29 protein-coding genes are annotated in these 26,134 nt (G+C 52.1%); 18 read left to right on the top strand and 11 right to left on the bottom strand.

Annotated elements, in window-relative coordinates:
- Positions 1 to 270: 270 nt before the first annotated feature.
- Positions 271 to 702 carry a hypothetical protein gene (locus tag D5085_16300; protein QEP44557.1) on the top strand — a complete coding sequence of 144 codons (432 nt, stop codon included), beginning with the start codon at positions 271 to 273 and terminating at the stop codon, positions 700 to 702.
- Here the strand turns inward: D5085_16300 and trmB are convergent.
- From trmB to thiS, 3 genes are read right to left on the bottom strand one after another with little or no spacing between them, the layout of a single operon-like run.
- Positions 699 to 1,379, bottom strand: a complete 681-nt coding sequence (gene trmB, locus D5085_16295; protein QEP44556.1) for a tRNA (guanosine(46)-N7)-methyltransferase TrmB — start codon at positions 1,377 to 1,379, stop codon at positions 699 to 701. The genes D5085_16300 and trmB overlap by 4 nt on opposite strands.
- A 6-nt stretch (positions 1,380 to 1,385) precedes the next feature.
- The gene (locus tag D5085_16290; GenBank protein QEP44555.1) at positions 1,386 to 2,168 is read right to left on the bottom strand and encodes a thiazole synthase; all 783 of its coding nucleotides are present in this window, start codon (positions 2,166 to 2,168) and stop codon (positions 1,386 to 1,388) included.
- A 17-nt stretch (positions 2,169 to 2,185) separates the two neighbouring features.
- Complete coding sequence (gene thiS / locus D5085_16285) at positions 2,186 to 2,386, bottom strand: sulfur carrier protein ThiS (GenBank protein QEP45197.1); 201 nt, start codon at positions 2,384 to 2,386, stop codon at positions 2,186 to 2,188.
- A 111-nt stretch (positions 2,387 to 2,497) separates the two neighbouring features.
- Between thiS and minC the strand changes: the two genes are divergently transcribed.
- From minC to D5085_16250, 7 genes are all read left to right on the top strand, one after another.
- On the top strand, positions 2,498 to 3,274 hold the full coding sequence (gene minC / locus D5085_16280; protein ID QEP44554.1) for a septum site-determining protein MinC: 777 nt from the start codon (positions 2,498 to 2,500) through the stop codon (positions 3,272 to 3,274).
- A 165-nt stretch (positions 3,275 to 3,439) separates the two neighbouring features.
- Entirely contained in the window at positions 3,440 to 4,249 is an 810-nt protein-coding gene (minD, locus tag D5085_16275; GenBank protein QEP44553.1) for a septum site-determining protein MinD, read from the top strand.
- The gene (minE, locus tag D5085_16270) at positions 4,250 to 4,528 is read left to right on the top strand and encodes a cell division topological specificity factor MinE (GenBank protein QEP44552.1); all 279 of its coding nucleotides are present in this window, start codon (positions 4,250 to 4,252) and stop codon (positions 4,526 to 4,528) included.
- 9 nt (positions 4,529 to 4,537) lie between these two features.
- The gene (gene plsY / locus D5085_16265) at positions 4,538 to 5,137 is read left to right on the top strand and encodes a glycerol-3-phosphate 1-O-acyltransferase (protein ID QEP44551.1); all 600 of its coding nucleotides are present in this window, start codon (positions 4,538 to 4,540) and stop codon (positions 5,135 to 5,137) included.
- Positions 5,138 to 5,195: 58 nt separating this feature from the next.
- Complete coding sequence (locus tag D5085_16260; protein QEP44550.1) at positions 5,196 to 6,689, top strand: response regulator; 1,494 nt, start codon at positions 5,196 to 5,198, stop codon at positions 6,687 to 6,689.
- A gap of 12 nt (positions 6,690 to 6,701) precedes the next feature.
- The gene (locus D5085_16255; protein QEP44549.1) at positions 6,702 to 8,183 is read left to right on the top strand and encodes a PAS domain-containing protein; all 1,482 of its coding nucleotides are present in this window, start codon (positions 6,702 to 6,704) and stop codon (positions 8,181 to 8,183) included.
- Complete coding sequence (locus tag D5085_16250; protein ID QEP44548.1) at positions 8,146 to 9,000, top strand: response regulator; 855 nt, start codon at positions 8,146 to 8,148, stop codon at positions 8,998 to 9,000. The genes D5085_16255 and D5085_16250 overlap by 38 nt, the downstream gene beginning before the upstream one ends.
- A gap of 341 nt (positions 9,001 to 9,341) precedes the next feature.
- On the opposite strand, the gene D5085_16245 is transcribed toward D5085_16250, so the two are convergent.
- Together D5085_16245 and D5085_16240 are read right to left on the bottom strand one after the other, a co-directional pair.
- Entirely contained in the window at positions 9,342 to 10,391 is a 1,050-nt protein-coding gene (locus D5085_16245) for an IS3 family transposase (protein ID QEP44547.1), read from the bottom strand.
- Positions 10,388 to 10,831: a hypothetical protein gene (locus D5085_16240; GenBank protein ID QEP44546.1), complete on the bottom strand. Its 444-nt coding sequence runs from the start codon at positions 10,829 to 10,831 to the stop codon at positions 10,388 to 10,390. Before D5085_16240 ends, D5085_16245 begins: the two co-directional genes overlap by 4 nt.
- 101 nt (positions 10,832 to 10,932) lie before the next feature.
- Here D5085_16240 and D5085_16235 point away from each other — a divergent pair, with 101 nt between their 5' ends.
- A complete protein-coding gene (locus D5085_16235; GenBank protein QEP44545.1) occupies positions 10,933 to 11,691 on the top strand; it encodes a hypothetical protein in 759 nt (252 codons plus the stop codon).
- 3 nt (positions 11,692 to 11,694) lie between these two features.
- Here the strand turns inward: D5085_16235 and D5085_16230 are convergent, their stop codons facing one another.
- From D5085_16230 to D5085_16220, 3 genes are all read right to left on the bottom strand, one after another.
- Positions 11,695 to 12,414, bottom strand: a complete 720-nt coding sequence (locus D5085_16230) for a hypothetical protein (GenBank protein QEP44544.1) — start codon at positions 12,412 to 12,414, stop codon at positions 11,695 to 11,697.
- A 99-nt stretch (positions 12,415 to 12,513) separates the two neighbouring features.
- Entirely contained in the window at positions 12,514 to 12,915 is a 402-nt protein-coding gene (locus D5085_16225; GenBank protein ID QEP44543.1) for a BLUF domain-containing protein, read from the bottom strand.
- 24 nt (positions 12,916 to 12,939) lie between these two features.
- Positions 12,940 to 14,571: an alpha-D-glucose phosphate-specific phosphoglucomutase gene (locus D5085_16220; protein QEP45196.1), complete on the bottom strand. Its 1,632-nt coding sequence runs from the start codon at positions 14,569 to 14,571 to the stop codon at positions 12,940 to 12,942.
- A 156-nt stretch (positions 14,572 to 14,727) separates the two neighbouring features.
- On the opposite strand from D5085_16220, the gene htpG reads away from it, so the two are divergent.
- Positions 14,728 to 16,644 (top strand): molecular chaperone HtpG, encoded by a 1,917-nt coding sequence (gene htpG / locus D5085_16215; GenBank protein QEP44542.1) that lies wholly within the window; start codon positions 14,728 to 14,730, stop codon positions 16,642 to 16,644.
- A 60-nt stretch (positions 16,645 to 16,704) separates the two neighbouring features.
- On the opposite strand, the gene D5085_16210 is transcribed toward htpG, so the two are convergent.
- Both D5085_16210 and D5085_16205 read right to left on the bottom strand, forming a co-directional pair.
- A complete protein-coding gene (locus D5085_16210; protein ID QEP44541.1) occupies positions 16,705 to 17,115 on the bottom strand; it encodes a peptidylprolyl isomerase in 411 nt (136 codons plus the stop codon).
- A gap of 3 nt (positions 17,116 to 17,118) precedes the next feature.
- On the bottom strand, positions 17,119 to 17,607 hold the full coding sequence (locus tag D5085_16205; GenBank protein ID QEP44540.1) for a lipoprotein signal peptidase: 489 nt from the start codon (positions 17,605 to 17,607) through the stop codon (positions 17,119 to 17,121).
- 215 nt (positions 17,608 to 17,822) lie between these two features.
- Between D5085_16205 and D5085_16200 the strand changes: the two genes are divergently transcribed.
- From D5085_16200 to D5085_16165, 8 genes are all read left to right on the top strand, one after another.
- Positions 17,823 to 18,065, top strand: coding sequence for a hypothetical protein (locus tag D5085_16200; protein ID QEP44539.1), 243 nt, complete (start codon positions 17,823 to 17,825; stop codon positions 18,063 to 18,065).
- 264 nt (positions 18,066 to 18,329) lie between these two features.
- Positions 18,330 to 19,898, top strand: a complete 1,569-nt coding sequence (locus D5085_16195; GenBank protein QEP44538.1) for a hypothetical protein — start codon at positions 18,330 to 18,332, stop codon at positions 19,896 to 19,898.
- Between the two features lie 32 nt (positions 19,899 to 19,930).
- Positions 19,931 to 20,224 (top strand): hypothetical protein, encoded by a 294-nt coding sequence (locus D5085_16190; GenBank protein QEP44537.1) that lies wholly within the window; start codon positions 19,931 to 19,933, stop codon positions 20,222 to 20,224.
- A complete protein-coding gene (locus D5085_16185; protein ID QEP44536.1) occupies positions 20,221 to 21,789 on the top strand; it encodes a hypothetical protein in 1,569 nt (522 codons plus the stop codon). The genes D5085_16190 and D5085_16185 overlap by 4 nt, the downstream gene beginning before the upstream one ends.
- Positions 21,790 to 21,821: 32 nt before the next feature.
- A complete protein-coding gene (locus tag D5085_16180; protein QEP44535.1) occupies positions 21,822 to 22,115 on the top strand; it encodes a hypothetical protein in 294 nt (97 codons plus the stop codon).
- Positions 22,112 to 23,683, top strand: a complete 1,572-nt coding sequence (locus tag D5085_16175) for a hypothetical protein (GenBank protein ID QEP44534.1) — start codon at positions 22,112 to 22,114, stop codon at positions 23,681 to 23,683. Before D5085_16180 ends, D5085_16175 begins: the two co-directional genes overlap by 4 nt.
- 32 nt (positions 23,684 to 23,715) lie before the next feature.
- A complete protein-coding gene (locus tag D5085_16170; protein QEP44533.1) occupies positions 23,716 to 23,880 on the top strand; it encodes a hypothetical protein in 165 nt (54 codons plus the stop codon).
- A 141-nt stretch (positions 23,881 to 24,021) separates the two neighbouring features.
- Positions 24,022 to 25,590 (top strand): hypothetical protein, encoded by a 1,569-nt coding sequence (locus D5085_16165; GenBank protein ID QEP44532.1) that lies wholly within the window; start codon positions 24,022 to 24,024, stop codon positions 25,588 to 25,590.
- Positions 25,591 to 25,774: 184 nt separating this feature from the next.
- Here D5085_16165 and D5085_16160 read toward each other — a convergent pair whose 3' ends face one another.
- Entirely contained in the window at positions 25,775 to 26,056 is a 282-nt protein-coding gene (locus tag D5085_16160; protein ID QEP44531.1) for a hypothetical protein, read from the bottom strand.
- Positions 26,057 to 26,134 lie beyond the last annotated feature (78 nt).

Below are 26,134 nucleotides of genomic sequence, written 5' to 3'. Positions count from 1 at the left end.
TTAAGCTGTTTAGTCCACGAATTAGGCTCAACTAGCGTTGGTGCGATTTCCCCTAGCTCTTTCCAAAAACTCCTTGTATTTAACGGAAATACCCGTTATAACTGATGTCGCTTACCAAGCGCAAAGATGACAGCAATCGTCATCTGTTTGAAATAACAGTGCCACATAGAGTGGATAGTCTTAGTGGCCAATATCACTTTGCAACTGATAGTTGCCGGTTAATACTTGAACATATTCTAAATTTTATACAATCAGTAGAGGAACAATCCTATGGGTACACTACAGCAGTTACAACAACAGAGTCAGCATATCGATGAGTTGTGTCGAGTATTAAATGTCTTAATTAAGGAGCCGAGTGTCTGTCAGACTACGCTCTGCCATGAGATGTTTGATAGCTTTCGTGACAACATTAAAAACCACCTGACTTTAGAGGAGAGCTCTCTTTATGCGCAGATGTTAGCTCACTCTGATCACGATATTCAGCAGCTCGCCGGTCGCTTTAAGGAGAATTCGCGCGAAATTAAAAAGCTGTTTATGCAGTATGAGAAGCGCTGGTGTAAAAACGGCATCTCTAAGGTAAAGGATAAAAACCGAGAGGAGTTTATTCAGGAGACCACCGATATGTTTAGCGTCATCTTGAAAAGGATTGAGGCTGAATCGAACGACTTTTTTCCAATAGCCGAGAGAGCAATCGCTGCCTAGTCTCGTGTTGTAGCGAGTAGATCGTAGATCTGGTGGCCAAGTTTGAGACCTCGCTGCTCAAATTTGGTCACAGGACGCCATGGCGGACGGGGGGCAAAGCCGCTCTCAGGGTAGCTGTTCTCAAATCCGTCATGGCGTGCTATTTCAGCCTGCATCTGCAGGGCATACTCTTCCCAGTCGGTTGCTAGATGGAGTAGTCCGCCAGAGACCAGTACTCGGTGTACTAGCGAGAGCCACGGCTGCTGCACCAAGCGCCGTTTATGGTGGCGTTTTTTAGGCCAAGGATCGGGAAAGAAGAGCTGCAAGCGCTGAAGCGACCCCGCTAAAAAATAGTGCGCTAGTAGTTCGGCCGCGTCGGCATGAATGAGCCGCACATTCTCAACCTCTTCTTGGGCTAACTGCGCGAGTAGTCTGCCCATTCCAGGGCGATAGACCTCAACACCGATAAAGTTGACCTTAGGCTCTGCCAAGGCTTGCGCTAGCAGCGACTCGCCCCGACCGAAGCCGATCTCCAGCGTTAGCGGCTGCTCGGTAGCGAACCAGTGTGTCGGTTCGAAGGGGGAGGCGGTAGGATCGATCCCATACTGCCCCCAGTGGTCGCGAAAGGCGCGTTGTTGCGCCGGAGTAAAACGCCCCTCACGGCGCACAAACGAACGAATGGGGCGCAGCACCGTCAAAACAGCTCAAAAGAAGAGATCGGTTAACGGCGAGGAGGCGGAGGCGAAGCGTCGTTTGGCCATACGGCCGGCGAGAAATGCCTCCCGTCCCGCCTCTACCGCCTTTCTCATCGCCGAGGCCATCAATACCGGATTGTCGGCGGTGGCGATGGCGCTGTTCATTAATACCCCATCACACCCTAGCTCCATCGCTCGGGCCGCATCAGAGGCGGTGCCTAAACCTGCATCAATAATAATCGGCACCGAGGCGTTTTCGACAATAGTACGAATATTAAAAGGGTTAATAATACCAAGACCCGAGCCGATAGGGGCGGCGAGCGGCATCACCGCGACACAGCCGAGCTGTTCGAGCCGTTTGGCCATAATCGGATCGTCAGTACAATAGACCATCACCTCAAAGCCTTCGCCCACTAGCTGCTCGGCGGCCACTAGCGTTGCCGACATATCGGGATAGAGAGTCTTGGGATCGGAGAGCACCTCTAGCTTAACTAGCGTGTGGCCATCGAGTAGCTCTCGTGCTAGACGGCAGGTGCGCAGCACCTCTTCGACACTAAAACAGCCGGCGGTATTGGGGAGCAGGGTATAGCGTTCGGGGGGGAGGATATCGAGTAGATTCGGCTCGTCGGGGTTTTGGCCGATATTGGTACGGCGAATCGCTACGGTGACAATGTCGGCACCAGCCGCCTCGGTCGCCTCTCGCGTCTGTTCGAGATCGCGATATTTGCCGCTACCGGTCATTAACCGTGAACTAAATTGGCGTTGGCCTATGGTTAGCGTATCAGATGGCATGGGGAACTCCTTTAGGTTTAACCGCCGCCTATGGCATGAATAATTTCGACCACCGCATCGGCCTTAAGTAGGGTCTGCTCAAAGCGGGAGCGAGGCACGACATCGCCATTAAGCTCCACTGCAAGCCGTTTTTCGGCTAGGCCTAGCTGCTGCAGTAGGGCCGCAAGGCTAGTCTCTGCCTCACACTGATGGGGTTGTCCGTTCAACTGAAATGTGATCATTGGTACTATCTGTCGGTGAGGGTTGCTATAATCTGGCGGCAAGAATAACAAAGCTGCTGCTCTATGAACAGCGCTTCGGTGCGCTAAAGGTGAGTCGGCGCCACCGTCATGGGCTGGAGCGAGTCTCCAACCTGTCGTTTAACTACTGGAAGAGTTAGAGTCATGATGTCAGAGAAGAGCGAGGTTCCGTTTATCCTGAAGGGGGGGCTGGAACCGATGACTATTTTGCGAATCAATCGACTCGATATCGGTTCGATTGAGGCGCACCTAGAAGAGAAGGTAACTAGGGCACCGGAGATGTTTAATAACACCCCAGTGATCGTCGATCTACAGCCGGTGAGCGAGGAGGAGGATGCGACCAGTTTTGACGCCTCAGCGCTCTTTTCGCTGTTAAAACTGAAAGGATTGATCCCGATTGCGGTGCGTAATGGCAATCCGCATCAGCTCCGATGCGCAATTGCGGCCGGTATAGGAGTCCTAGAGGGGCGCATCGGACGCAACGAGGGGCAGACAGAGGCGACGATTGCCCCCCCACCCGCTCAGGAGCCACTGGTTAAGTATGCGGCCAAAATTGTGGAGCAGCAGGTTCACTCTGGACGGCAGGTTTACGCCGATCAGGGGCGGGATCTGATTATCGTCGGTTCGGTCAGCGCGGGTGCCGAAGTGCTCGCCGATGGCTGTATCCACATCTATGGGGCGTTGCGCGGACGGGCGCTAGCTGGGGTGAAGGGGGATAGCTTAGCGCGTATCTTTTGCCACAATATGGCGGCTGAACTAGTCTCCATTGCCGGAAGTTACCAGCTATTCGAAGATAACAGCCAGCATCGGGCCGAACCGACTCAGGTTTTTCTTGAAGATGATAGAATTATTGTCAAATCGATTTAGTCTCGACAGCTAAGGCTGCGGAGCAATTTTGGTTGGGTTCTCCATTCGCCATTTTAACCCCGGGCGTCAAATTGATATACTATATCGATAGAGCGGGCAAAAATTGGAGACAGTTAACCCGTCAGTGTCAATTTTGTGCTGTCTATACAGTGGAGGATATCTAGTTTGGCCAAAAAAATAGTGGTGACTTCCGGTAAAGGGGGGGTTGGTAAAACCACCTCTAGTGCCGCCTTTGGAACTGGGCTGGCTCTGAAAGGGCATAAAACGGTCATTATCGATTTCGATGTCGGCCTGCGTAACCTCGACTTAATTATGGGCTGCGAACGGCGAGTTGTCTTTGATTTTATTAACTATATTCAAGGCGATGCCAATCTGCATCAGACACTGATTAAGGATAAACGGGTCGAGAATCTCTACATCTTACCGGCATCGCAGACGCGGGATAAACTGGCCCTTGAGCCGGAGGGGGTCGAGAGAACTATGCGCGATCTCGAAAATGAGGGGTTTGACTATATCGTCTGTGACTCGCCGGCTGGGATTGAGCATGGGGCCTATATGGCGCTCTATTTTGCCGATGAGGCGCTCATCGTGACCAACCCTGAGGTCTCTTCAGTGCGGGATTCAGATCGAATTTTGGGGATTCTTGACAGCAAATCACGCAAGGCCGAGCGGGGAGAGCGGGTGAAGACCCATCTGCTAGTCACTCGCTATAACCCCGACCGAGTTGCAGAGGGGGAGATGTTAAGCACCGACGACATTACCGACATTTTAAGTATTCCACTGCTCGGTGCTATTCCCGAGTCGGAGGCGGTACTCAACGCCTCCAACTCTGGAACACCGGTGATTTTAAACGACAAATCGGATGCGGGGCAGGCCTATCACGATATTGTCGCCCGCTACTTGGGGGAAGATCGGCCAATGCGCTTTTTGACTCCATCCAAGAAGAGCATTTTGCAAAAACTGATGGGACGATAGATGCCGTTACCAATATTTGAAGCTATATTTGGCTCCAAGCAGCCGCCGACGAGTACCGCTAGAGTCGCTAAAGAGCGGCTGCAGATGGTGATTGCTGTAGAGCGAAGCTCGCGACATCTCGACTTTATGCCGCAGCTTAAACAAGAGATCATTGATGTTATCAAAAAGTATGTCAAATTTGATAACGACAATGATGTGCAGATTAATATGGGCCGTAAAGAGAACTATGAAGTACTGGAGGTCAATGTGACTCTGCCCGATGATCCTCCAGCTCGTTAGGAGGGAAGGGTGGTCGAACTCTCAGCAATTGTGCTGCTGCTGCCGCTAGCGGCCTATTTAATCGGCTCACTATCGGCGGCGATTATCGTCTGTCGGCTCATGGGTCTGCCCGATCCGCGTACCCAAGGCTCTCACAATCCGGGGGCGACCAATGTGCTGCGCATTGGCGGTAAAAAGGCGGCGGCGGTGACACTATTAGGCGATATGGTGAAAGGGGTGATTCCGGTCGGAGTGGGGCTGGCGCTCGGTCTCTCTGATCCCCAGCTCGCCGCCGTCGGCCTAGCCGCCCTGCTCGGCCATCTGTGGCCGCTCTTTTTCGGTTTTCGGGGCGGTAAAGGGGTAGCAACCGCGTTTGGGGTGATCCTAGTGCTCGCCTGGCCGGTGGCACTCGCTGCGCTGTTGACTTGGTTGGTAGTCGCGAAGCTGTTTCGTATCTCCTCTTTAGCGGCGCTCATTGCCGCCCTGCTAACCCCCCTCTACGGCTGGTGGTTCGAACAGCCGGCCATCATCTGGCAGCTCTTTGTCGTGATCTCTCTACTACTACTACTGCGCCACCGGCAAAATATTCGTAACCTCCTCTCTGGACAGGAGGGGGCATTGGGTCGATAATGAACACGATGAAAACTTAAGGGATAGTCGCATTACAGTGTCGGTACAAAATTTGAACATGCTAGTGGTTACTGAGCATGAGCAGCTACGAAGTCTGCTAAAACAGACATTAAGCCGTCTTGGGATACAGGGGACTCAGCTAGCGGCAGATGGCGAGGAGGCGAAGAACCTACTAGCCAAACATCCGTTCGATCTAGTCGTGATCGACTTCTACCTACCAAAACTCTCCGGTATCGAGCTGCTGCGCTACCTGCGTGAGGAGTCGGAGTCGGTGCAGGCGAAAGTGCTGATTATGACCTCAGAAGGGAGTCGTAAGCTCTTAAACGAGATGGTTAAACTAGGCGTGAACGGCTTTTTGGTCAAACCTTTTACCGCCAAAATGTTTGCCCAAAAAATAGCGCAAGTGGTGCGAATGGAGGGGCTGACTAAGGGGGAACTACTCGCACCCGCTGCTGCCGTGGCGGAGGAGAGAGCGCCCTCTCTCGCTAAGAGTGAGAAGCCGACGATTCTGCTAGTCGATGACGCTGCGAGCAACATTAAGCTCATCGGCAATATCCTCAAAGAGGAGTTTAATATTCGTGCTACGAATGAGGGGAGTAAGGTGCTAAGAGTTGTCGCCACCCCACCCACTCCCGATCTCATTCTACTTGATGTCATGATGCCCAATATGAGCGGTTTTGAACTTTGCAAACGGCTCAAGGCGAATGAGGAGTGGGCCGCCATTCCGGTAATCTTTCTTACCAGCCGCACCTCCTCCGCCGACATAGCCCAAGGGCTAGAGATAGGTGCTGCCGACTATATTCCCAAACCGGTGAGTCCGGTGGTGCTTAAAGCGCGGGTGCGCAACCAGCTGCGTATTAGTCGCGCCCACGAAGATAGACGCGAACAGCTCGATATGCTGTTAGAGAACGCCCGCCTAAAGGGGGATATGGCCTATGTGACCGAGGCGAACCCCAATCCGCTGTTAAAAGATGCCCTGCGGGCGCTCATCGACCTAACCCCCGACTCGGCGGTAGGGATTGTGGAGCAGTCGATCTTTCAACTGGTTGATATGACCCTAAGGACGATAGATCTCTATAAACTTGAACAGGGTAAAATTCCGTTACAGCGAGAGAGAATCGACTTAAAACGGGTAGTACAGCATACGCTGCGCTTTGTAGAGCGGCAGTTTGAGTCCAAAGCGTTGCGGTTTGAGTTTAAAGTTGCCGACGGTAGCGACTACACTATGAGCTGTGATCGACAGCTACTCTACGGCATGATAATGAACCTCCTGCGCAATGCCGCTCAGGCCGCCCCAGACTCAACTCGAGTCTCGTTACAGCTACAAGGAACAGAGCAGCAGCTAGAACTTAAGATAGACAACCAAGGCGCGATTCCGGCAGCGCTGCATAAGCGGCTATTTGAGCGATCGCAGGGGGGGAGAACTGAGTCGCACCCAAAGCTTGGCTGCTATCTGATTCGGCAGATTGCGACCCTATTGAGAGGCGAGGTACAGTTTGAGATTCGCGATGCGATCGCGACAACCTTTACCCTCTCCCTGCCTCGCCACTAACCGCTACCGACCATGCTTTACCGTGAGAGTCGGCCCCCCTCTCATCGTCGGGTAACTTTAGAGGAGTTAAAACCGTTTTTACGACGCCCGCTGAACTCCTTGCGGGGGCGACTGCTGCTAACACTAATCGCGCTTACTAGCTCCATTTTGCTCTTTTTTTGGTGGGTCTGGTTTCCCTTTAACCATCTTGAGCTGCTGCACGATTTTCAACAGCTCTCTCAAACGCAGTTTGAGCAGGTACTAGCGCAGCGCAAATGGTTCTGGCTGCTCCAGTTAGTCTTTATGATGGCTCTGGTCTCGCTGGTGCTGATGCTTTTTTTGCGCAAATTAGTGACTTACCCACTGATGGCGCTCTACCAAGCGTTCGAAAAGTTAGAGTTAGGCGACTACAATGCACCACTGCCCGGTATCACCATCGGTCACCTAGGTCGAGTCGTGGTCGGATTTAAGCATCTACGCCAAGTGCTACAGCAGCAAGATAGAGAGCTAAGTGAGGCGTACCACTTTAATCAGGCGGTATTAAACTCCAGCCCAGAAGGGATTGTGGTCTTTGATCAGCAGGGTCGGCTATTAAGCTGTAATCAGGAAGCGCAGCGACTCTTTGCTACCGAAGAGCAGAGTTGGTCAGCGCCGCTAAAGATCGATAGCTGTATCGAGCTGAATGTTGCGCAGCTATGGCAAGAGCTCACCTCTCTGAGCCAAGGGAACTATCTGCTCAAAAGTGCCAATGGTGTTGCGTATGGTCGTGATGAGCCCTTTCCGGTTGAGCTACGCCTCTCGCCGATGCTACTGCATGGTGAGCAGCTCTGTGTCGCCGTGGTTCGTGATCTGAGCATTGAGAAGAGTTTTCATAACTCAACCGACGAGCTAGTCAAACTGTTAAGCGATATGGCGCTGCGGGAGAAGGAGTTACGGCAGCGAGCCGAGGAGGCTACCCGAGTTAAAAGCGAATTTTTGGCCAATATGAGCCACGAGATCCGTACCCCCATGAATGCCATCTTAGGCATGAGCCGACTGGCGCTACAGGGGGAGCTTTCGAGCCGACAGCGCCACTATATCGAGACGGTCAACAGCTCAGCAGAGCTGCTACTGGGAATTATTAACGATATTCTCGACTTCTCTAAAATCGAAGCGGGCAAGCTAGAACTCCATCCGCAGCCCTTTACACTCGAAGAGCTGCTCGATAGTCTCGCCTCCATTACCCGAATTCGGGCGCAGGAGAAGCAGCTAGAGCTACTGTTTGATACCCAACGAGAGCTGCCGCAGCGACTGCTAGGTGACTCGATGCGTTTAGGGCAGATATTGATCAACCTAGTCGGTAATGCGATTAAATTTACCGAGCAGGGGAGTGTGGTGGTAAAGACTAGCCGCTACCCCGGGTTAGAGCAGAGTGAGCGCGATATTGGACTGCTGTTTGAGGTGATCGATAGCGGTATCGGCCTGACCGAAGCACAGATTGGCCAATCTGTTTCAGGCCTTCTCCCAAGGCGATAGCTCGGTATCGCGCCACTATGGCGGCACGGGGCTAGGGTTGACCATTAGTAAGCGGCTGTGCGAGATGATGGGGGGCACCATCGGTGTCAACAGCCGTTATGGTGAGGGTTCAAACTTTTACTTTACCATTCGTGCCGAGCGCATGGTTGAAGAGAAGCGCTCGGTTGTCGCGCCGGGGTTACAGGGGCGGAGGTTGCTGGTTGTCGATGACAACATTGTCGTGCGCAATATTTTACTCAACCTGCTACAAAGCTACGACTGTGAGGTGACAGCGGTCGATTCAGGGACAGAGGCGCTGCGCCACCTAGCCGATGGGGGACGCTTTGATGCGATGATTATCGACTGGCGGATGGAGCCGATTGATGGCTTAGAGACGGTGCGCCTGATGCGGCAGCGGTTAAGAGAGGGTCAGCAGCCGCAGGTGATTCTACTCTCAGCCCACAATGAGGCGGAGCTTACCGAAGCGACTGCCGATCTCGAACTACAGGCGGTACTCACCAAACCGGTCCTCCCTAATCTGCTCTATGACACCCTGATCGAACTGCTGTTCCACTCCCAACGATCTACCAAACCGCACCCTAAATTGGCATCGGCACAGGCCGTCGCACCCACTTTTGGCGGAGCCCATCTGCTACTAGTCGAGGATAACGCCACCAATAGAGAGCTCGCGCACACCTTGCTACAACAGTTAGGCGCAGAGATAACGATAGCGACTAACGGGGCTGAAGCGATTGCACAGCTCAATCAAGGGGAGCCTTTTGATGGGGTATTGATGGATTGCCAAATGCCGCTCATGGATGCGGAAGCTGTCAAGTAATTTGAGACCAGTTGTTAAAAAAATAAAGCTCTAAATCTAGCCGGTGATTGCCACTGCCCTCACCGGCAAATTTCGCCTATGTTGAGTCATGACGCAACAAGGAGCGAACATGACCCTCATGGCCCTTTGCCGCAAGAGCCAAGCCCTTCAGCAAGGGGGAGCTGCAAGGCGAACTGCAACCCCTAATCTAGGAACCTCCCTCCTGCACCGCGTTACCCACAGCCCGCCCCCCTACGATAATAAGGGGGTCTCCGGGGGGCGGGCTATGGATAACGCTCTGTCATTCAGCCACCACAACCGGCTAAAGCCATCGACGATAGACCCACTAGCGGCACCGTCACTCATCTCTCCTTCGCTCTATTCAGGGTTGGATAGTTGACCTCCAGCGACCCCACCCCCTCCTCCGGTAGAGCGGGGTTAATCCATACCTCAGTAGGGGGTTGCTTAACCTTGGGCTCACCATGAATAAAGCGTTTCGGATGCTGCTGATAGGCCTGCTTCAGCGCCTGTTCACGCTGCTCGCTAACCTCCTTGTAACGACCGGTAAATACCTGCTCTGGAGTGAACCACGCAATCCCTCGATGGTGGTGGTGGAAACAGTACCAGTCAACATAGTCACTAAACCATATTCTGGCATGGTCAACTCCTGTCAATCGTTGAGGATAATCGGGTTGTTGCTTGAGTGTTTTAAATTGACTCTCGCTAAACGGATTGTCGTTACTGACTCGTGGACGGCTGTGGGAGCAGGTGATCCCCAGTTCGGCCATCAAGTCGAGATAGCCTCTGGCGGTCATCGGCACACCTCTATCCTGATGCAGTGTTAAGCCACTGAGCGCGACCCGATAGCGAGCCGCTGCGTCACTGATTAACAGCTTGGAGAGCTCACTATTCTCCTTCCTTGAGACCATCCAAGCCACAATAAAACGGCTGTAGAGATCCATCACCACATAGAGATTCAAGAAGTTACCCTGCTCTGTGGTGGGAAGCTTAGTGATATCCCATGTCCAAACCTCATTCGGGCGGGTCGCCCGTAATCGGGGGATAGCGTGTGATTTGGCCGGTTTTTGAGCTCGCCGCTCTCCCGTCTGTTGATTAGCACGAAGGATCCGATACATCGTACTGATTGAACAGTAATATTTCCCTTCATCCAGCAGGCTAGCATAGATCTCTGCCGGAGGTTGGTCATAGAATCGTTCGCTGTTCAAAAGCCCCAGAACGGCTTGCCTCTCTGCCTCACTCAGCGCATTGGCTGCGACGGGTCTTGGAAGGCTCGCTCGGGGGGAGACAACCGGAGCCTGTCGGCGGTAGTAGCCTGCACGCGAGAGCGCTAGGCTATCGCAAGCGGCTCTTATGCTCACCGAACTGGGGCACTCTTTTTCAACTAATCTCATAAGCTTATCTCTGTGTTCATCTGCTCCAATAAGCTGAAGGCTTTTTTTTGGAGCGCAATCACCCCTTCGGTCTGCTGTAACCGTTGGCTAAGACGCTGAATTTCCTTCTTTAAACGCTCTATCTCCTTATCTCGCTTGTCTAGGCTCGGTTTGCGACCACTCTGTTTCCCTTTCAGGCCAGCCTGCCCCTGTGCTTGCAGTTGTCGGCGCCATTTGGTCAGATGGGAGCTGTAGATCTGCTCTTTGCGCAGCAGCTCGCCTAGCTGACCCGGCTCCTTGCACTGCTCTGCTTCTGCTAGGATCCGAAGCTTCTCTTCCTCACTAAATTTGCGGTAGGAGCGCTTCTCTTCATCGGGGTCGGTAACCTCGTTGGAGGGTAAAACGGTAGTATCTTTGGGCATCGTGTATCTCCTCTGTTGCCCCCCTGATTCTACATTCATTTCTCATCAGGGGTGGTCTCAGGGTATCTTGACACTCAGGGGATGGCTACGAGGCGACCCGACAGATACGCCGTCTAGATCGGTGGTCACGACTGCCGATTTTGGCGATGACCGCCAATGTGATGGAGAGCGATCAGCAGCGGGCGTTTGAGGCCGGTATGGATGCCATCATCGCCAAACCTATCGTGCTAGAGCAGATGGTGACGACACTCAATGAGTGGATTAAGCCGCGGCAGATCGTCGCTGCACCGGCCACAGAGGAGGCGGACGGCGACTTTCCTCAGCTAGCGGGGGTCAATCGCGATACCGCCATGGCCAATACTGTGGCTAATTGGGAGCTGTTTTGTAAGCTTGTACGGCAATTTATCGAGCAAGATAGCGCTAACTTTGGTGCACGCTACCGAGAGGCTGAACAGAGTGAGGATAGCGAAGCGGCCATCCGTTATGCCCACACCATTAAAGGGCTGGCCGGTAATTTGGGGCTAGAGTCGATATTGATTGCCGCAAGCGAGCTAGAGCGCGAAAGTCGTGAGCTACCGCAACGGCAAGCGGTGATTAGCGCCTTAATCGACACCATCGAAAACGCGCTAGCTGAGCTAGCGATCGAAGTAGCGGCGAAGTGTCGAGCCGAAGCGCCAGCGCCAGCTATCACCGAACCGGTTGTCGTTGAGAGCGAGGCGTGGCAGGCGCTGCGACAGAGATTGCGGCAGCAGTTACAGCAGAGCAGCTTTGAGAGTAGCGACACCCTAGAGTCGATGTTAAAGCAGCTACCGGAGGGGGCGCTGCGACAGCAGCTACGACAGGTGGCCGAAGCGGTCGATCATTTCGACTACGATCTGGCGCTACAGCGGCTGAAGTAGCGTCTATCGTGGCGGATAGGGTTCGGCCACTGCCCGCATCTGCCGTTTGACATCCTCTGCTAGCGGCTGCCCCTGCCCATCGCAGAGGTGTGCTTGCAATCTATTAGCGAGCACCTCGCCTAACTGTAGTAGCTCCTCGACTAACTCACTCCCCGGTTGGGTCGCTGGAAGTTGGGCAAAAATAGCTAGCCCGGGGGTGGTGAACTCCTCCCAATTACCATCAGGAAAGGTACCGGGGTTGACCATGTTGGCTAGACTGATGAGCGGCTCGCCCCTGTCCATACGATGGAAGATACTCATCTTACCGAACTGAAACCCGAGCTGTTCGATAATCTCCCGTAGCGATTCGCCGGCGAAGGCGTAGCCGCTACTAGCGCGAATCGTTAGCGTTAAGACCTCCTCGGGTAGCTGAGGCGGCGGCGGGGAGGGGGAGGGGGGAGGCGGCGAAGGGGCTGCCACAGCCTCAGAGGTAGTCTCAGTATTAGCTTTAGTGGGACTCTGGCTCACCGCTGCCGGTTTAGTCCGCAGGATAATATCAAAATCGTCTTCAGCGTGAGGGGAGGGGATCTCCGTTGGGGCAGGCGTTTCGTGACGGCGTCCCTTCTGGCGCCGTTTCGCCCCCATGGAGTGGGGACGACGCGCCTTGAGCCTGTCGTGGATAACCAGAGCCAAAATTACCAGAACGGCAATAATAATCAGGGTTATGCGTAGCGGATCATTCATAGGTAGCAGCTATGTTCTATACCAAGTCAGAAGTTAAATCAGAAGGCGTTAGGGTAACACTATTTACCCGTTAACCCTATCGCCAGTGGATCGATTGAGTTAACGAAAGTCGTCCAAAATATCGCGAATCGCACCATGGACGGTAGCAGGCAGCTCGCCGGTCTGCATAAAGTCGTTTATCCCCTCCAGACTCTCCAGTTGCGAGTCGCTAATCTGACCAAAGCCCATACTCCACTCGGGAAAGTCGCGCTGTTCGATCTCGGCCTCATCAATAGTAATCAGATTGTAGTGCCGCGTATCGTGCTCAATGGTGCGCAGCAGTTCGCTCAAGACCGCTCTCTCTCCCTCTAGCACCTGAATAAAGGTGCCACGATTGTAGAGTAGAATGCCACTAATACCCAAGCGGCTATTCTTTTCACGCGCCTGTTGCAAAATATCAGCTAACTGATTGGTAGGCATCTCACGGCTAGCGGTACTGACATAGATAATTTGGTATAGCATAAAGCCTTCTCCTTACATATTGTCTTAGGTGATGACCGTTGGGCCATTACGGCCGGTTAGCTTGGCCAGTTGCGCCAGTTCGGTCGCCGCCTTAATTAGCCCAGATAGCGCGGCTTGGGTCTCCTGCTGCTGTTTGGCGGGCGTGGTCTCATACTTTTCGATATAGATCCGCAGTGTCGCTCCCACGGTGCCGGTGCCGGAGAGGCGATAGACAATACGAGCACCGTTACTAAAGACGATACGCAGCCCCTGATTTTGACTCACCGAGTGATCGACCGGATCGGTGTAGCTGTAGCAGTTGGCAAAATCGACCTCCATGCCGGCCAGTTGACGACCGCTTAATAGCGGTAGCTGCGCCTCAATATGGGTCATTATCTGTTTTGCGATGGCGCTATCGATCTCCTCATAGTCGTGGCGGGTATAGTAAACACGACCGAACTGCCGCCAGTGCTCATTGACAATCTCAGCCACCGACTGCTGGCGCACCGCGACGATATTGAGCCACGCCAATACCGCCCAGATGCCATCTTTTTCCCGCACATGGTCAGAACTAGTACCGAAGCTCTCCTCACCACAGAAGGTGATCTTATCGGCATCGAGCAGATTGCCAAAAAATTTCCAACCGGTCGGCGTCTCAAAGAGGGGTAGCCCCATCTGTTTAGCGACTTTATCGGCGGCACTGCTAGTGGGCATAGAGCGGGCAATGCCGATAATGCCGCCGCGATAGGCGGGAATGAGCGTCGCATTGGCCGCTAAAATCGCTAGGCTATCGGAGGGGGTCACAAAACAGTTAGCCCCCAGTATCATATTGCGATCGCCATCGCCATCGGAGGCGGCACCGAGAGCGGGAGGGTTATCGCCATACATCGCTTCGACCAGCTCTTTAGCATGCACCAGATTGGGATCGGGGTGGCCTGAGCCAAAATCCTCTAGCGGCTGACCATTGATCACACTGCCTGCGGGCGCTTGGAGACGGTTTTCAAAGATCTCCTTCGCATAAGGGCCGGTCACGGCATGCATCGCATCGAAGCAGAGGCGGTGTCCGGCGGCTAGCCAGCGGCGAATCGCCTCAAAGTCGAATAGCTGCTCCATCAAGTTAGCGTAGTCGGCGACCGGATCGAAAATCTCAATCGTGCTCTCACCGAGGGTCAGGCTGGCCAGTTGGTCTAAATCGACCGCTGAGAGGGCGGCTAGCCGGTAGTGGTCGAGCGTTAGGGTGCGCTGGTAGATAGCCTCCGTCACCGCCTCGGTGGCGGGGCCGCCATTGGCACCATTGAACTTAATACCGAAATCGCCATCGGGGCCGCCGGGGTTGTGGCTAGCGGAGAGGATCAACCCCCCCGCAGCGCCGTAGTGGCGAATAACGGCCGAGGCGGCGGGGGTCGAGAGTATGCCCCCCCTACCGACCATCACTTTAGCCACCCCATTAGCGATGGCTAGTTGCAAAATAGTCTGAATCGCTGTGCGATTATAGAAGCGGCCATCGCCGCCAACCACCAGCGTCGCCCCCTTGAGGGCGGGTTGAGTATCGAAGACGGCCTGAACAAAATTCTCCAAGTAGTGAGGTATTTGAAACCGAGAGACCTTCTTTCGCAGCCCAGAGGTTCCGGGCCTTTGGTCATCAAAAGGACGAGTGGCAACTGTTGTGCATTCAATCATAACTGGCTCCGTTAGCTTGAAAGCGGTTAGGGGTAACCCCAGATAGAGTGCTGTTTTTCGGGGTTTATCCGCTGTAGAGAACCCAAACAGCATCTGTGGCGGTAAACAGTTCCATATTCTACAGATAAAAATGTTTAGAGGAAGCAATTTACGATGAGCGTTGAGTCCCAAAAAGAGACTTTAGGTTTTGAAACTGAGGTCAAACAACTACTTCACCTGATGATCCATTCGCTCTACTCCAACAAGGAGATATTTTTACGCGAGCTTATCTCCAACGCCTCAGATGCCTGTGACAAGCTGCGGTTTGAGGCGATCTCCGATGATGCTCTCTACGAGGGCGATAATGAACTGAAAATTCGGGTCGAATTTGATAAAGAGGCGCATACCATCACCCTCACCGATAACGGCATCGGCATGAGTCGCGACGAGGTGATCGCCAACCTTGGCACCATCGCCCGTTCCGGTACGCGCCAATTTCTGGAGCAGCTCACCGGCGATCAGCAGAAAGATGCCCACCTAATTGGCCAGTTTGGGGTTGGTTTCTACTCCAGCTTTATTGTGGCGGATAGAGTGACCGTCATGACCCGCCGAGCCGGTTTAACCGCCGAGCATGGCGTCTGCTGGGAGTCGAGTGCCGATGGCAGCTATACCATTGAGAATATCGAAAAGGGGGCACGCGGTACCACGATTGTGTTGCACCTGAAAGAGGAGGGGCACGAATTTGCCGATGGCTGGCGACTACGATCCATTATTCGTAAATACTCCGATCACATTACCCTGCCGATTGTGATGTTCAAAGAGGAGCTCCCCTCAGCCGATGAAGAGAAGGAGGCCGATGAGACCGTGGTGCCAGAGGAGGAGCGGGTCAACAAGGCCTCAGCACTCTGGACTCGTGCTAAAAACGAGATTAGTGACGAGGAGTATGACGAGTTCTACAAACATGTCTCCCACGACTTTGAAGCGCCACTCGCCCGCAGCCACAATAGGGTTGAGGGTAAACTCGAATATACCAGCCTGCTCTATATCCCTAAGCGGGCACCGTTCGATCTCTGGGATAGAGAGCGGCGCAGCGGCATTAAGCTCTATGTCAAGCGCGTCTTTATCATGGATGATGCTGAGCACCTCATGCCCAACTATCTACGCTTTGTACGCGGAGTGATCGACTCTAGCGATCTGCCGCTCAATATCTCGCGTGAGATTTTGCAGCACAACCGTGCGATTGAGTCGATGAAATCGGGTTCGGTGAAAAAGGTACTAGGGCTGTTAGAGAGTATGGCCAAAGAGGAGCCCGATAACTACAAAACCTTCTGGACAGAGTTTGGCAAGGTAATGAAGGAGGGGCCGGGCGAGGATTATGGCAATAAGGAGCAGATTGGCAAACTACTGCGCTTTGCCTCAACCCACAACGATACCGATGAGCAGACTATCTCCCTTGATGACTATATTAGCCGCATGAAAGAGGGCCAAGAGCCTATCTACTACATTACTGCCGATAGCTTTGCCGCCGCCAAAAACTCGCCCCATCTGGAGATATTCCGCAAAAAGGGGATTGAAGTGCTGCTAATGTATGATCGCGTCGATGAGTGGCTCTCCACCTCGCTGACCGAGTATAGCGGCAAGCAGCTTAAATCGGTCACTAAAGGGGAGCTCGATCTGGGCAAGCTCGATGGTGAGGAGGAGAAAAAGGAGCAGGAGCGGGTCGCTAAAGAGGCCGAACCGCTAATTAAACGGATATCAGAGAGCTTAGGTGAGCGGGTAAAAGAGGTGCGGGTGACCCATCGTCTGACCAGCTCCCCCGCCTGTCTGGTGACCGAAGAGCACGAAATGAGTGCCAACCTAGAGCGCATTCTCAAGCAGGTAGGGCAGGAGGCCCCCTCAATTAAGCCGATTATGGAGGTTAACCCAGAGCATCCGTTAGTGAAACGGCTCGATAAGGAGCAGGGGGAGCGCTTTAGCGATTTAGCACTCATTCTGTTTGATCAGGCGTTACTCTCTGAAGGGGGGCAGCTTGATGATCCGGCGCTGTTTGTCTCTAAACTGAATCAGATGCTGCTGGAGATGTCGGCCTAAAACGGCGAGCGGTTGGGGGGCTTTAAGTGGCTGCTGCCCTAGTGGCCACTGCCCCCGATCTTATCGAGACTCTCTATCGACTACCCTCAGCCACAACAGCAGAGGCTGACCGGCAAGGGGGTGGTTAAAATCGACCCGCACCTGTTCTGAGACGATCTCGACAATCGTTGCCGGCACCGTTTGGCCATCAGGGAGGGTAAAGGCCATCACCGTTTCGATAAGCGGCGGTTCAGAAAAGCTCGACAGCGGCAGCCAGTGGAGATTATCGGGGTCGTGGTGGCCGAACGCCTCCTCTGGGGTAAATAGCAGCGTATGGGGTTCGTTAAGCGGTAGTGGCAAAATGCGCTGTTCGAAAGCGGGCAGTAGTGAGCCATCCCCGAGAGTAAAGCGTAGCGGCTCCTCACCACTCTCATCAATTAAGGTGCCATCGGTCAGGGTAAGGCGAAAGTCGATCGTGATCTCTTCACCCATGTCTCACTGCCCCCCCTCATCGCTCTTATCATCCTGCTGCCGGAAAGTGTCAATAATTAGCATCACCGCACCGAGGCTAATCGCCGAGTCAGCGATATTAAACGCCGGCCAGTGCCACTGCTGATAGTAGATATCGATAAAATCGACCACATAGCCCAGAGCGAGTCTATCCCACAAGTTACCGATAGCCCCACCCAAAATAAGCGCTAAGGCGATGGCCAACCAGTGCTGGTGCGACTTTAGCCGACTAAGCCAGAGTAGCATAATGGCCGAGATTGCAATCGCTAAGGTGGCAAAGAGCCAGCGCTGCCAGCCACCGGCATCGCTCAAAAAGCTAAAGGCGGCGCCGGTGTTGTGCAGTAGCGTCCAGTTGAGCAGCGACGGAATCACCTCCACCGGCGTGGCGTAGAGGAGGTGGGCGGTGGCGAGCTGCTTAGTCCACTGATCTAAAATCAGCACCAGTAGGGTTAGTAGTAGATATTTTAGCATCATTAATGGTAACTGCTTTAGTTAACTAATTGTTTTAAAAGGAAATTTATAACTGTCGTCTGCCATTCGATTACTATAGCTTCGATGGCTGAAGGCCGTTATTATATCACGATTTATTGGCCACCCTTTTCCTTTCTGTCTCGCGATGTCACCAACGGCAGCGAGTTAGGTTGCGGTAGTTGTCTCGTGGTTTTGTCGTATGATGGCCAGAGTGTAGCGTGCTGAACGGCTCTTTTCACCAAAATTTACACCAAAATGTAAAGGTATCCCCCCATGTTAAGCTCTCCATCCAAAAAACTGCCAAAATTGAGCGTTGCCGACTATTTAGCGGGCGAAAAGATCACCGAAATCCGCACTACCAAACCCAACCGGTGCGACTAGTCGAAGTGCTCTTTAAATCGACCCGCTTTTACGATAAACACCACAAAGCTGACATCTACCGCACCCTGCCATCGCTATAGGAGTATCTGCTAATCGAACAGGATTTTATTGATGTCGAGCGACAGCGCCGCAGAGGTAAAGTGTATGTTAAAACCTAAACTCAACCCAAAACTGAGCATCACCGACTATCTGGAGTAGGAGTAATGGAGTCATAACATGAGAAATCTACCGATAGGCATGAATAGTGTGGCCATGTTAATCGACAACGATATGGTCTATATTTCTCGTTCCCACGCAGGCGCATGGGAACCCGTTATCTTAGGCAAGCGGAGTAACTTACTTACATGAAACACCTACCGATAGGCATTCAAACACTGGCCAAAATTCGTGATAACGATATGGTCTATATTGATAAAACCGCATTGGTCGGAAAACTGGCCGCCCAACCGGGAGCCTATTTTCTGTCGCGCCCGCGCCGCTTCGGCAAAAGCACGCTGGTCGATACCTTCAAAGAGCTGTTTGAGGGCAATCGCCGGCTGTTTAGCGGCTTGTATATCGAAGATAAGTGGGACTGGAGCCGCACCTTTCCGGTGATAAAAATCGACTTTGCTGGCGCTGTATTTCACCATCGCAGCGAACTCGATCAAGAGATTATGGCGATTCTGGATCGCAACCAGCAGCGCTTGGGGATTGTGTGTGACTGGGATCGTCAAAGCATCCCCAACTGTTTTTCCCATCTGATTGCCGCCGCTGAAGCGAAATATGGCCAAAAGGTGGTCATCCTCATTGATGAGTACGATAAGCCGATTCTTGATAGCATTGAACACCCCGAACGAGCCGCCCAAATGCGCGAAGGGGTGAAAAACCTCTACTCGGTGATGAAGGCGATGGATGCGGCAATTCAGTTTATCTTTATGACCGGGGTGAGCAAATTTAGCAAGGCGAGCATTTTCAGCGGCATTAACCAGTTAATGGATATGACTCTCGATGATAACTATGCCACCATCTGCGGCTACACCCAAACAGACCTTGAAACCTCCTTTGCAGAACATCTTAGCGGTGTCGATTGGGAGAAGCTAAAACGCTGGTACAACGGCTACAATTTTCTTGGTGAATCCGTTTACAATCCCTTCGATATTCTGTTATTTATCGCCAAAAATCAAACCTACCGCAACTACTGGTTTGAGACCGGCAGCCCATCGTTTTTAATCAAACTGTTTCAGCAAAACCGCTACTTTCTGCCCGATTTGGAGACTATTGAGGTGGGTGAGGAGATTCTCGATTCGTTTGATATCGAAAATATCGACCCAATCACACTGCTGTTTCAGAGCGGCTATCTGACGATTGATAAAGTGATTAGGGTGGCCGATGAGATTGCCTATCGGCTAACCATACCCAATCACGAGGTACAAACTGCCCTCTATAACCAGTTTTCCAGCGACTATAGCGGCATTGGTGCCCAACGGCTCGCCTACAAAAGTGCGTTGGTTAAAGCACTGCAAAGTGCCAACCTGCCCGAACTCATCGCCACCATCAAGCGCCTGTTTGCCAGCATTCCGTGGCGCAACTTCACCAACAACGACCTGCCCGAAGCGGAAGGCTACTACGCCAGCGTGCTCTACGCCTTCTTTGCCAGCCTCAGTGCGACCATTATTCCCGAAGATATCACCAACCACGGCCAAGTCGATTTAGTGATTCAGGTTGAGGGCTACACCTACATCACCGAAATTAAGATCGACAAGCGGGCAACTCCGGTAGAGCAGGGAGAGCCAAACGCCGCCCTGAAACAGATCGAACAGAAAGAGTATGCCAAAAAGTATCGCGGTAGCGGCAAAGGGGTGTTTGAGCTAGGATTAGTCTTTAGTACGGTACAACGAAACCTGCTACAGGCCGATTGGCGGGCGGTCGATTAAACCGTCGTCGAGTAACAGTAAGGCAATAGAAGGTGGTGATTCTGGTTAATGAGTACGATAAACCGATTCTCGACAAAATCGAAAACCTAGGGCTAGCAGCGGCGATGCGTGAACAGCTTACAGCGTTCTACACAGTTTTATGTTTGCGTAGGGGCACCCCCCGTGGGTACCCATATTATGATTGGACGACATCAGGGCAGGCACAGGGGCCTGCCCCTACGGTGATAACGATGTTAATTGACAACGACATGGTCTATATTTCTCGTTCCCACGCAGGCGCATGGGAACCCGTTATCTTAGGCAAGCGGAGTAACTTACTTACATGAAACACCTACCGATAGGTATTAACACTCTCTCCTCCATCATTGATGAGCAGATGGTCTATATTGACAAAACCGACATCCTTCTGCCGATGGCGCAGAAAATGGGACGCTATTTCCTCTCCCGTCCACGCCGCTTTGGTAAAAGCCTGCTGGTCGATACCTTAAAAGAGCTATTTGAGGGCAATCGCCGGCTGTTTAGCGGCTTGTATATCGAAGATAAATGGGACTGGAGCCGCACCTTTCCGGTGATAAAAATCGACTTTGCTGGCGCTGTATTTCACAGTCGTAGCGAACTCGATCAAGAGATTATGGCGATTCTGGATCGCAACCAGCAGCGCCTGGGGATTGTGTGTGACTGGGATCGTCAAAGCATCCCCAACTGTTTTTCCCATCTGATTGCCGCCGCCGAAGAGAAATATGGCCAAAAGGTAGTCATTCTTATCGACGAATACGACAAACCAATCCTCGATAACATCGAACACCCAGACCGCGCTGCTGAACTGCGCGAAGGGGTGAAAAATATCTACTCGGTGATGAAGGGGATGGATGCCTCGATTCAATTTATCTTTATGACCGGCGTCACCAAATTTAGCAAGGTGAGTATCTTTAGTGGTATTAACCAGTTAAAGGATATGACCCTGAGTCCGCAATTTGCCACCATCTGTGGCTACACCCAAACCGATTTGGAGACGATCCTTGCTGACCATCTCGCCGGTGTCGATTGGGGGAAGCTGAAACACTGGTACAACGGCTATAACTTCTGTGGTGATGCTGTCTATAACCCGTTCGATATTCTGCTGTTTATTAGTGAAAACCAAACTTACCGCAACTACTGGTTTGAGACCGGCAGCCCATCGTTTTTAATCAAACTGTTTCAGCAAAATCGCTACTTTCTGCCCGATTTGGAGGATATTGAGGTGGGTGAAGAGATTCTCGATTCGTTTGATATCGAAAATATCGACCCGATCACGCTGCTGTTTCAGAGCGGCTATCTGACGATTGATAAAGTGACTAGGGTGGCCGATGAGATTGCCTATCGGCTAACCATACCCAATCACGAGGTACAAACTGCCCTCTATAACCAGTTTTCCAGCGACTATAGCGGCATTGGTGCCCAACGGCTCGCCTACAAAAGTGCGTTGGTTAAAGCACTGCAAAGTGCCAACCTGCCCGAACTCATCGCCACCATCAAGCGCCTGTTTGCCAGCATTCCGTGGCGCAATTTCACCAACAACGACCTGCCCGAAGCGGAAGGCTACTACGCCAGCGTGCTCTACGCCTTCTTTGCCAGCCTCAATGCGACCATTATTCCCGAAGATATCACCAACCACGGCCAAGTCGATTTGGTGATTCAGGTTGGGGGCTACACCTACATCACCGAAATCAAGATCGACAAGCGGGCAACTCCGGTAGAGCAGGGAGAGCCAAATGCCGCCCTGAAACAGATCGAACAGAAAGAGTATGCCAAAAAGTATCGCGGCAGCGGCAAAGGGGTGTTTGAGTTGGGGTTGGTCTTTAGTACGGTGCAACGAAACCTGCTACAGGCCGATTGGCGGGCGGTCGATTAAACCGTCGTCGAGTAACAGTAAGGCAATAGAAGGTGGTGATTCTGGTTAATGAGTACGATAAACCGATTCTCGACAAAATCGAAAACCTAGGGCTAGCAGCGGCGATGCGTGAACAGCTTACAGCGTTCTACACAGTTTTATGTTTGCGTAGGGGCACCCCCCGTGGGTACCCATATTATGATTGGACGACATCAGGGCAGGCACAGGGGCCTGCCCCTACGGTGATAACGATGTTAATCGACAACGACATGGTCTATATTTCTCGTTCCCACGCAGGCGCATGGGAACCCGTTATCTTAGGCAAGCGGAGTAACTTACTTACATGAAACACCTACCGATAGGTATTAACACTCTCTCCTCCATCATTGATGAGCAGATGGTCTATATCGACAAAACCGACATCCTCCTGCCGATGGCGCAGAAAATGGGACGCTACTTCCTCTCCCGTCCACGCCGCTTTGGTAAAAGCCTGCTGGTCGATACCTTAAAAGAGCTATTTGAGGGCAATCGCCGGCTGTTTAGCGGCTTGTATATCGAAGACAAATGGGACTGGAGCCGCACATTTCCGGTGATAAAAATCGACTTTGCTGGCGCTGTATTTCACAGTCGCAGCGAACTCGATCAAGAGATTATGGCGATTCTGGATCGCAACCAGCAGCGCTTGGGGATTGTGTGTGACTGGGATCGTCAAAGCATCCCCAACTGTTTTTCCCATCTGATTGCCGCCGCTGAAGAGAAATATGGCCAAAAGGTAGTCATTCTTATCGACGAATACGACAAACCAATCCTCGATAACATCGAACACCCAGACCGCGCAGCTGAACTGCGCGAAGGGGTGAAAAACCTCTACTCGGTGATGAAGGGGATGGATGCTTCAATCCAATTTATCTTTATGACCGGCGTCACCAAATTTAGCAAGGTGAGTATCTTCAGCGGCATTAACCAGTTAATGGATATTACTCTCGATGATAACTATGCCACCATCTGCGGCTACACCCAAACAGACCTTGAAACCTCCTTTGCAGAACATCTTACCGGTGTCGATTGGGAAAAGCTAAAACGCTGGTACAACGGCTATAACTTTCTCGGTGAGTCAGTCTATAACCCCTTCGATATTTTACTATTTATCGCCAAAAATCAAACCTACCGCAACTACTGGTTTGAGACCGGCAGCCCATCGTTTTTAATCAAACTGTTTCAGCAAAACCGCTACTTTCTGCCCGATTTGGAGGCTATTGAGGTGGGCGAAGAGATTCTCGATTCGTTTGATGTCGAAAATATCGACCCGATCACACTGCTGTTTCAGAGCGGCTATCTGACTATCCGCGAGAGGTTCGAAGATTTTGGAATGCAGCTATATCGCTTAGGAATCCCCAACCAAGAGGTGCGTCATGCCTTAAATACCTACCTCATTGATAGCTACACCCGAAACAGTGCCACTGTAAAACTCGGCTATCAACGCACGCTCTATCATGCGCTGCTACAAGCCGATATTCCCGAACTCATCGCCACCATCAAGCGCCTGTTTGCCAGCATTCCGTGGCGCAACTTTACCAACAACGACCTGCCCGAAGCGGAAGGCTACTACGCCAGCGTGCTCTACGCCTTCTTTGCCAGCCTCAATGCGACCATTATTCCCGAAGATATCACCAACCACGGCCAAGTCGATTTAGTGATTCAGGTTGGGGGCTACACCTACATCACCGAAATCAAGATCGACAAGCGGGCAACTCCGGTAGAGCAGGGAGAGCCAAACGCCGCCCTGAAACAGATCGAACAGAAAGAGTATGCCAAAAAGTATCGCGGCAGCGGCAAAGGGGTGTTTGAGCTAGGATTAGTCTTTAGTACGGTACAACGAAACCTGCTACAGGCCGATTGGCGGGCGGTCGATTAAACCGTCGTCGAGTAACAGTAAGGCAATAGAAGGTGGTGATTCTGGTTAATGAGTACGATAAACCGATTCTCGACAAAATCGAAAACCTAGGGCTAGCAGCGGCAATGCGTGAACAGCTTACAGCGTTCTACACAGTTTTATGTTTGCGTAGGGGCACCCCCCCGTGGGTACCCATCTTGCCGGTACCCATATTATGATTGGACGACATCAGGGCAGGCACAGGGGCCTGCCCCTACGGTGATAACGATGTTAATCGACAACGACATGGTCTATATTTCTCGTTCCCACGCAGGCGCATGGGAACCCGTTATCTTAGGCAAGCGGAGTAACTTACTTACATGAAACACCTACCGATAGGCATTAACACTCTCTCCTCCATCATTGATGAGCAGATGGTCTATATCGACAAAACCGACATCCTCCTGCCGATGGCGCAGAAAATGGGGCGCTACTTCCTCTCCCGTCCACGCCGCTTTGGTAAAAGCCTGCTGGTCGATACCTTAAAAGAGCTATTTGAGGGCAATCGCCGGCTGTTTAGCGGCTTGTATATCGAAGATAAATGGGACTGGAGCCGCACCTTTCCGGTGATAAAAATCGACTTTGCCAGTGGTTCGATGCAGACACGGGCGCAACTGGATAAGCGGATTTTCAATATTCTCTATGACAACCAGCGCCGTCTGCAGATTGAGTGTGACTGGGATAAAGAGGATGCCCCCGGCTGCTTTGAACATCTCATTCGCGCCGCCGAAGAGAAATATGGCCAAAAGGTAGTCATTCTTATCGACGAATACGACAAACCAATCCTCGATAACATCGAACACCCAGACCGCGCTGCTGAACTGCGCGAAGGGGTGAAAAACCTCTACTCGGTGATGAAGGGGATGGATGCTTCAATCCAATTTATCTTTATGACCGGCGTCACCAAATTTAGCAAGGTGAGTATCTTCAGCGGCATTAACCAGTTAATGGATATGACTCTCGATGATAACTATGCCACCATCTGCGGCTACACCCAAACAGACCTTGAAACCTCCTTTGCAGAACATCTTACCGGTGTCGATTGGGAGAAGCTAAAACGCTGGTACAACGGCTACAATTTTCTTGGTGAATCCGTTTACAATCCCTTCGATATTCTGTTATTTATCGCCAAAAATCAAACCTACCGCAACTACTGGTTTGAGACCGGCAGCCCATCGTTTTTAATCAAACTGTTTCAGCAAAATCGCTACTTTCTGCCCGATTTGGAGGCTATTGAGGTGGGTGAAGAGATTCTCGATTCGTTTGATATCGAAAATATCGACCCGATCACGCTACTGTTTCAGAGCGGCTATCTGACGATTGATAAAGTGACTAGGGTGGCCGATGAGATTGCCTATCGGCTAACCATACCCAATCACGAGGTGCAAACTGCCCTCTATAACCAGTTTTCCAGCGACTATAGCGGCATTGGTGCCCAACGGCTCGCCTACAAAAGTGCGTTGGTTAAAGCGCTGCAAAGTGCCAACCTGCCCGACCTCATCGCCACCATCAAGCGCCTGTTTGCCAGCATTCCATGGCGCAACTTCACCAACAACGACCTGCCCGAAGCGGAAGGCTACTACGCCAGCGTGCTCTACGCCTTCTTTGCCAGCCTCAATGCGACCATTATTCCCGAAGATATCACTAACCACGGCCAAGTCGATTTGGTGATTCAGGTTGAGGGCTACACCTACATCACCGAAATTAAGATCGACAAGCGGGCAACTCCGGTAGAGCAGGGAGAGCCAAACGCCGCCCTGAAACAGATCGAACAGAAAGAGTATGCTAAAAAGTATCGCGGCAGCGGCAAAGGGGTGTTTGAGCTAGGATTAGTCTTTAGTACGGTACAACGAAACCTGCTACAGGCCGATTGGCGGGCGGTCGATTAAACCGTCGTCGAGTAACAGCAAGGCAATAGAAGGTGGTGGTTCTGACTAATGAGTACGATAAACCGATTCTCGACAAAATCGAAAACCTAGGGCTAGCAGCGGCAATGCGTGAACAGCTTACAGCGTTCTACACAGTTTTATGTTTGCGTAGGGGCACCCCCCCGTGGGTGCCCTTTAAATGGTGTCAATTAAGAGGTCGTTTATAGCCGGTAATCATTGCCCGAGGCAGATTCTCCTGATGGCGTCTGCCGGTGAAGATGACACCGATAATATGTACCGCGACTAAACCTAACAGCAGATGAGCTAGTGCTTCATGTAGCTCTTCGACCCACTCTACCCCCCAAAAAAGATCGGTGGTATAGAGAATACCGGTAGCACAGAGCCCTGTTAGTGATAGCAACAGCAGCACAATCATCGCCGCACCCGCGGGATTGTGACCTAGATACCGGGGTTCACTCCCCCGCATGACGGCTGTTAGATAGCTAAAAAGTGCTCCGGGCGTAACCTTACGGCACCATAGCGTAACATTAGCCTCAAAATGTGT

The organism is Ectothiorhodospiraceae bacterium BW-2 (genome assembly GCA_008375315.1).
Lineage (GTDB): Bacteria > Pseudomonadota > Gammaproteobacteria > Thiohalomonadales > Thiohalomonadaceae > BW-2.
The sequence above is the reverse complement of the archived record's forward strand: the minus strand, read 5'-3'. Positions and strand labels throughout refer to the sequence as shown.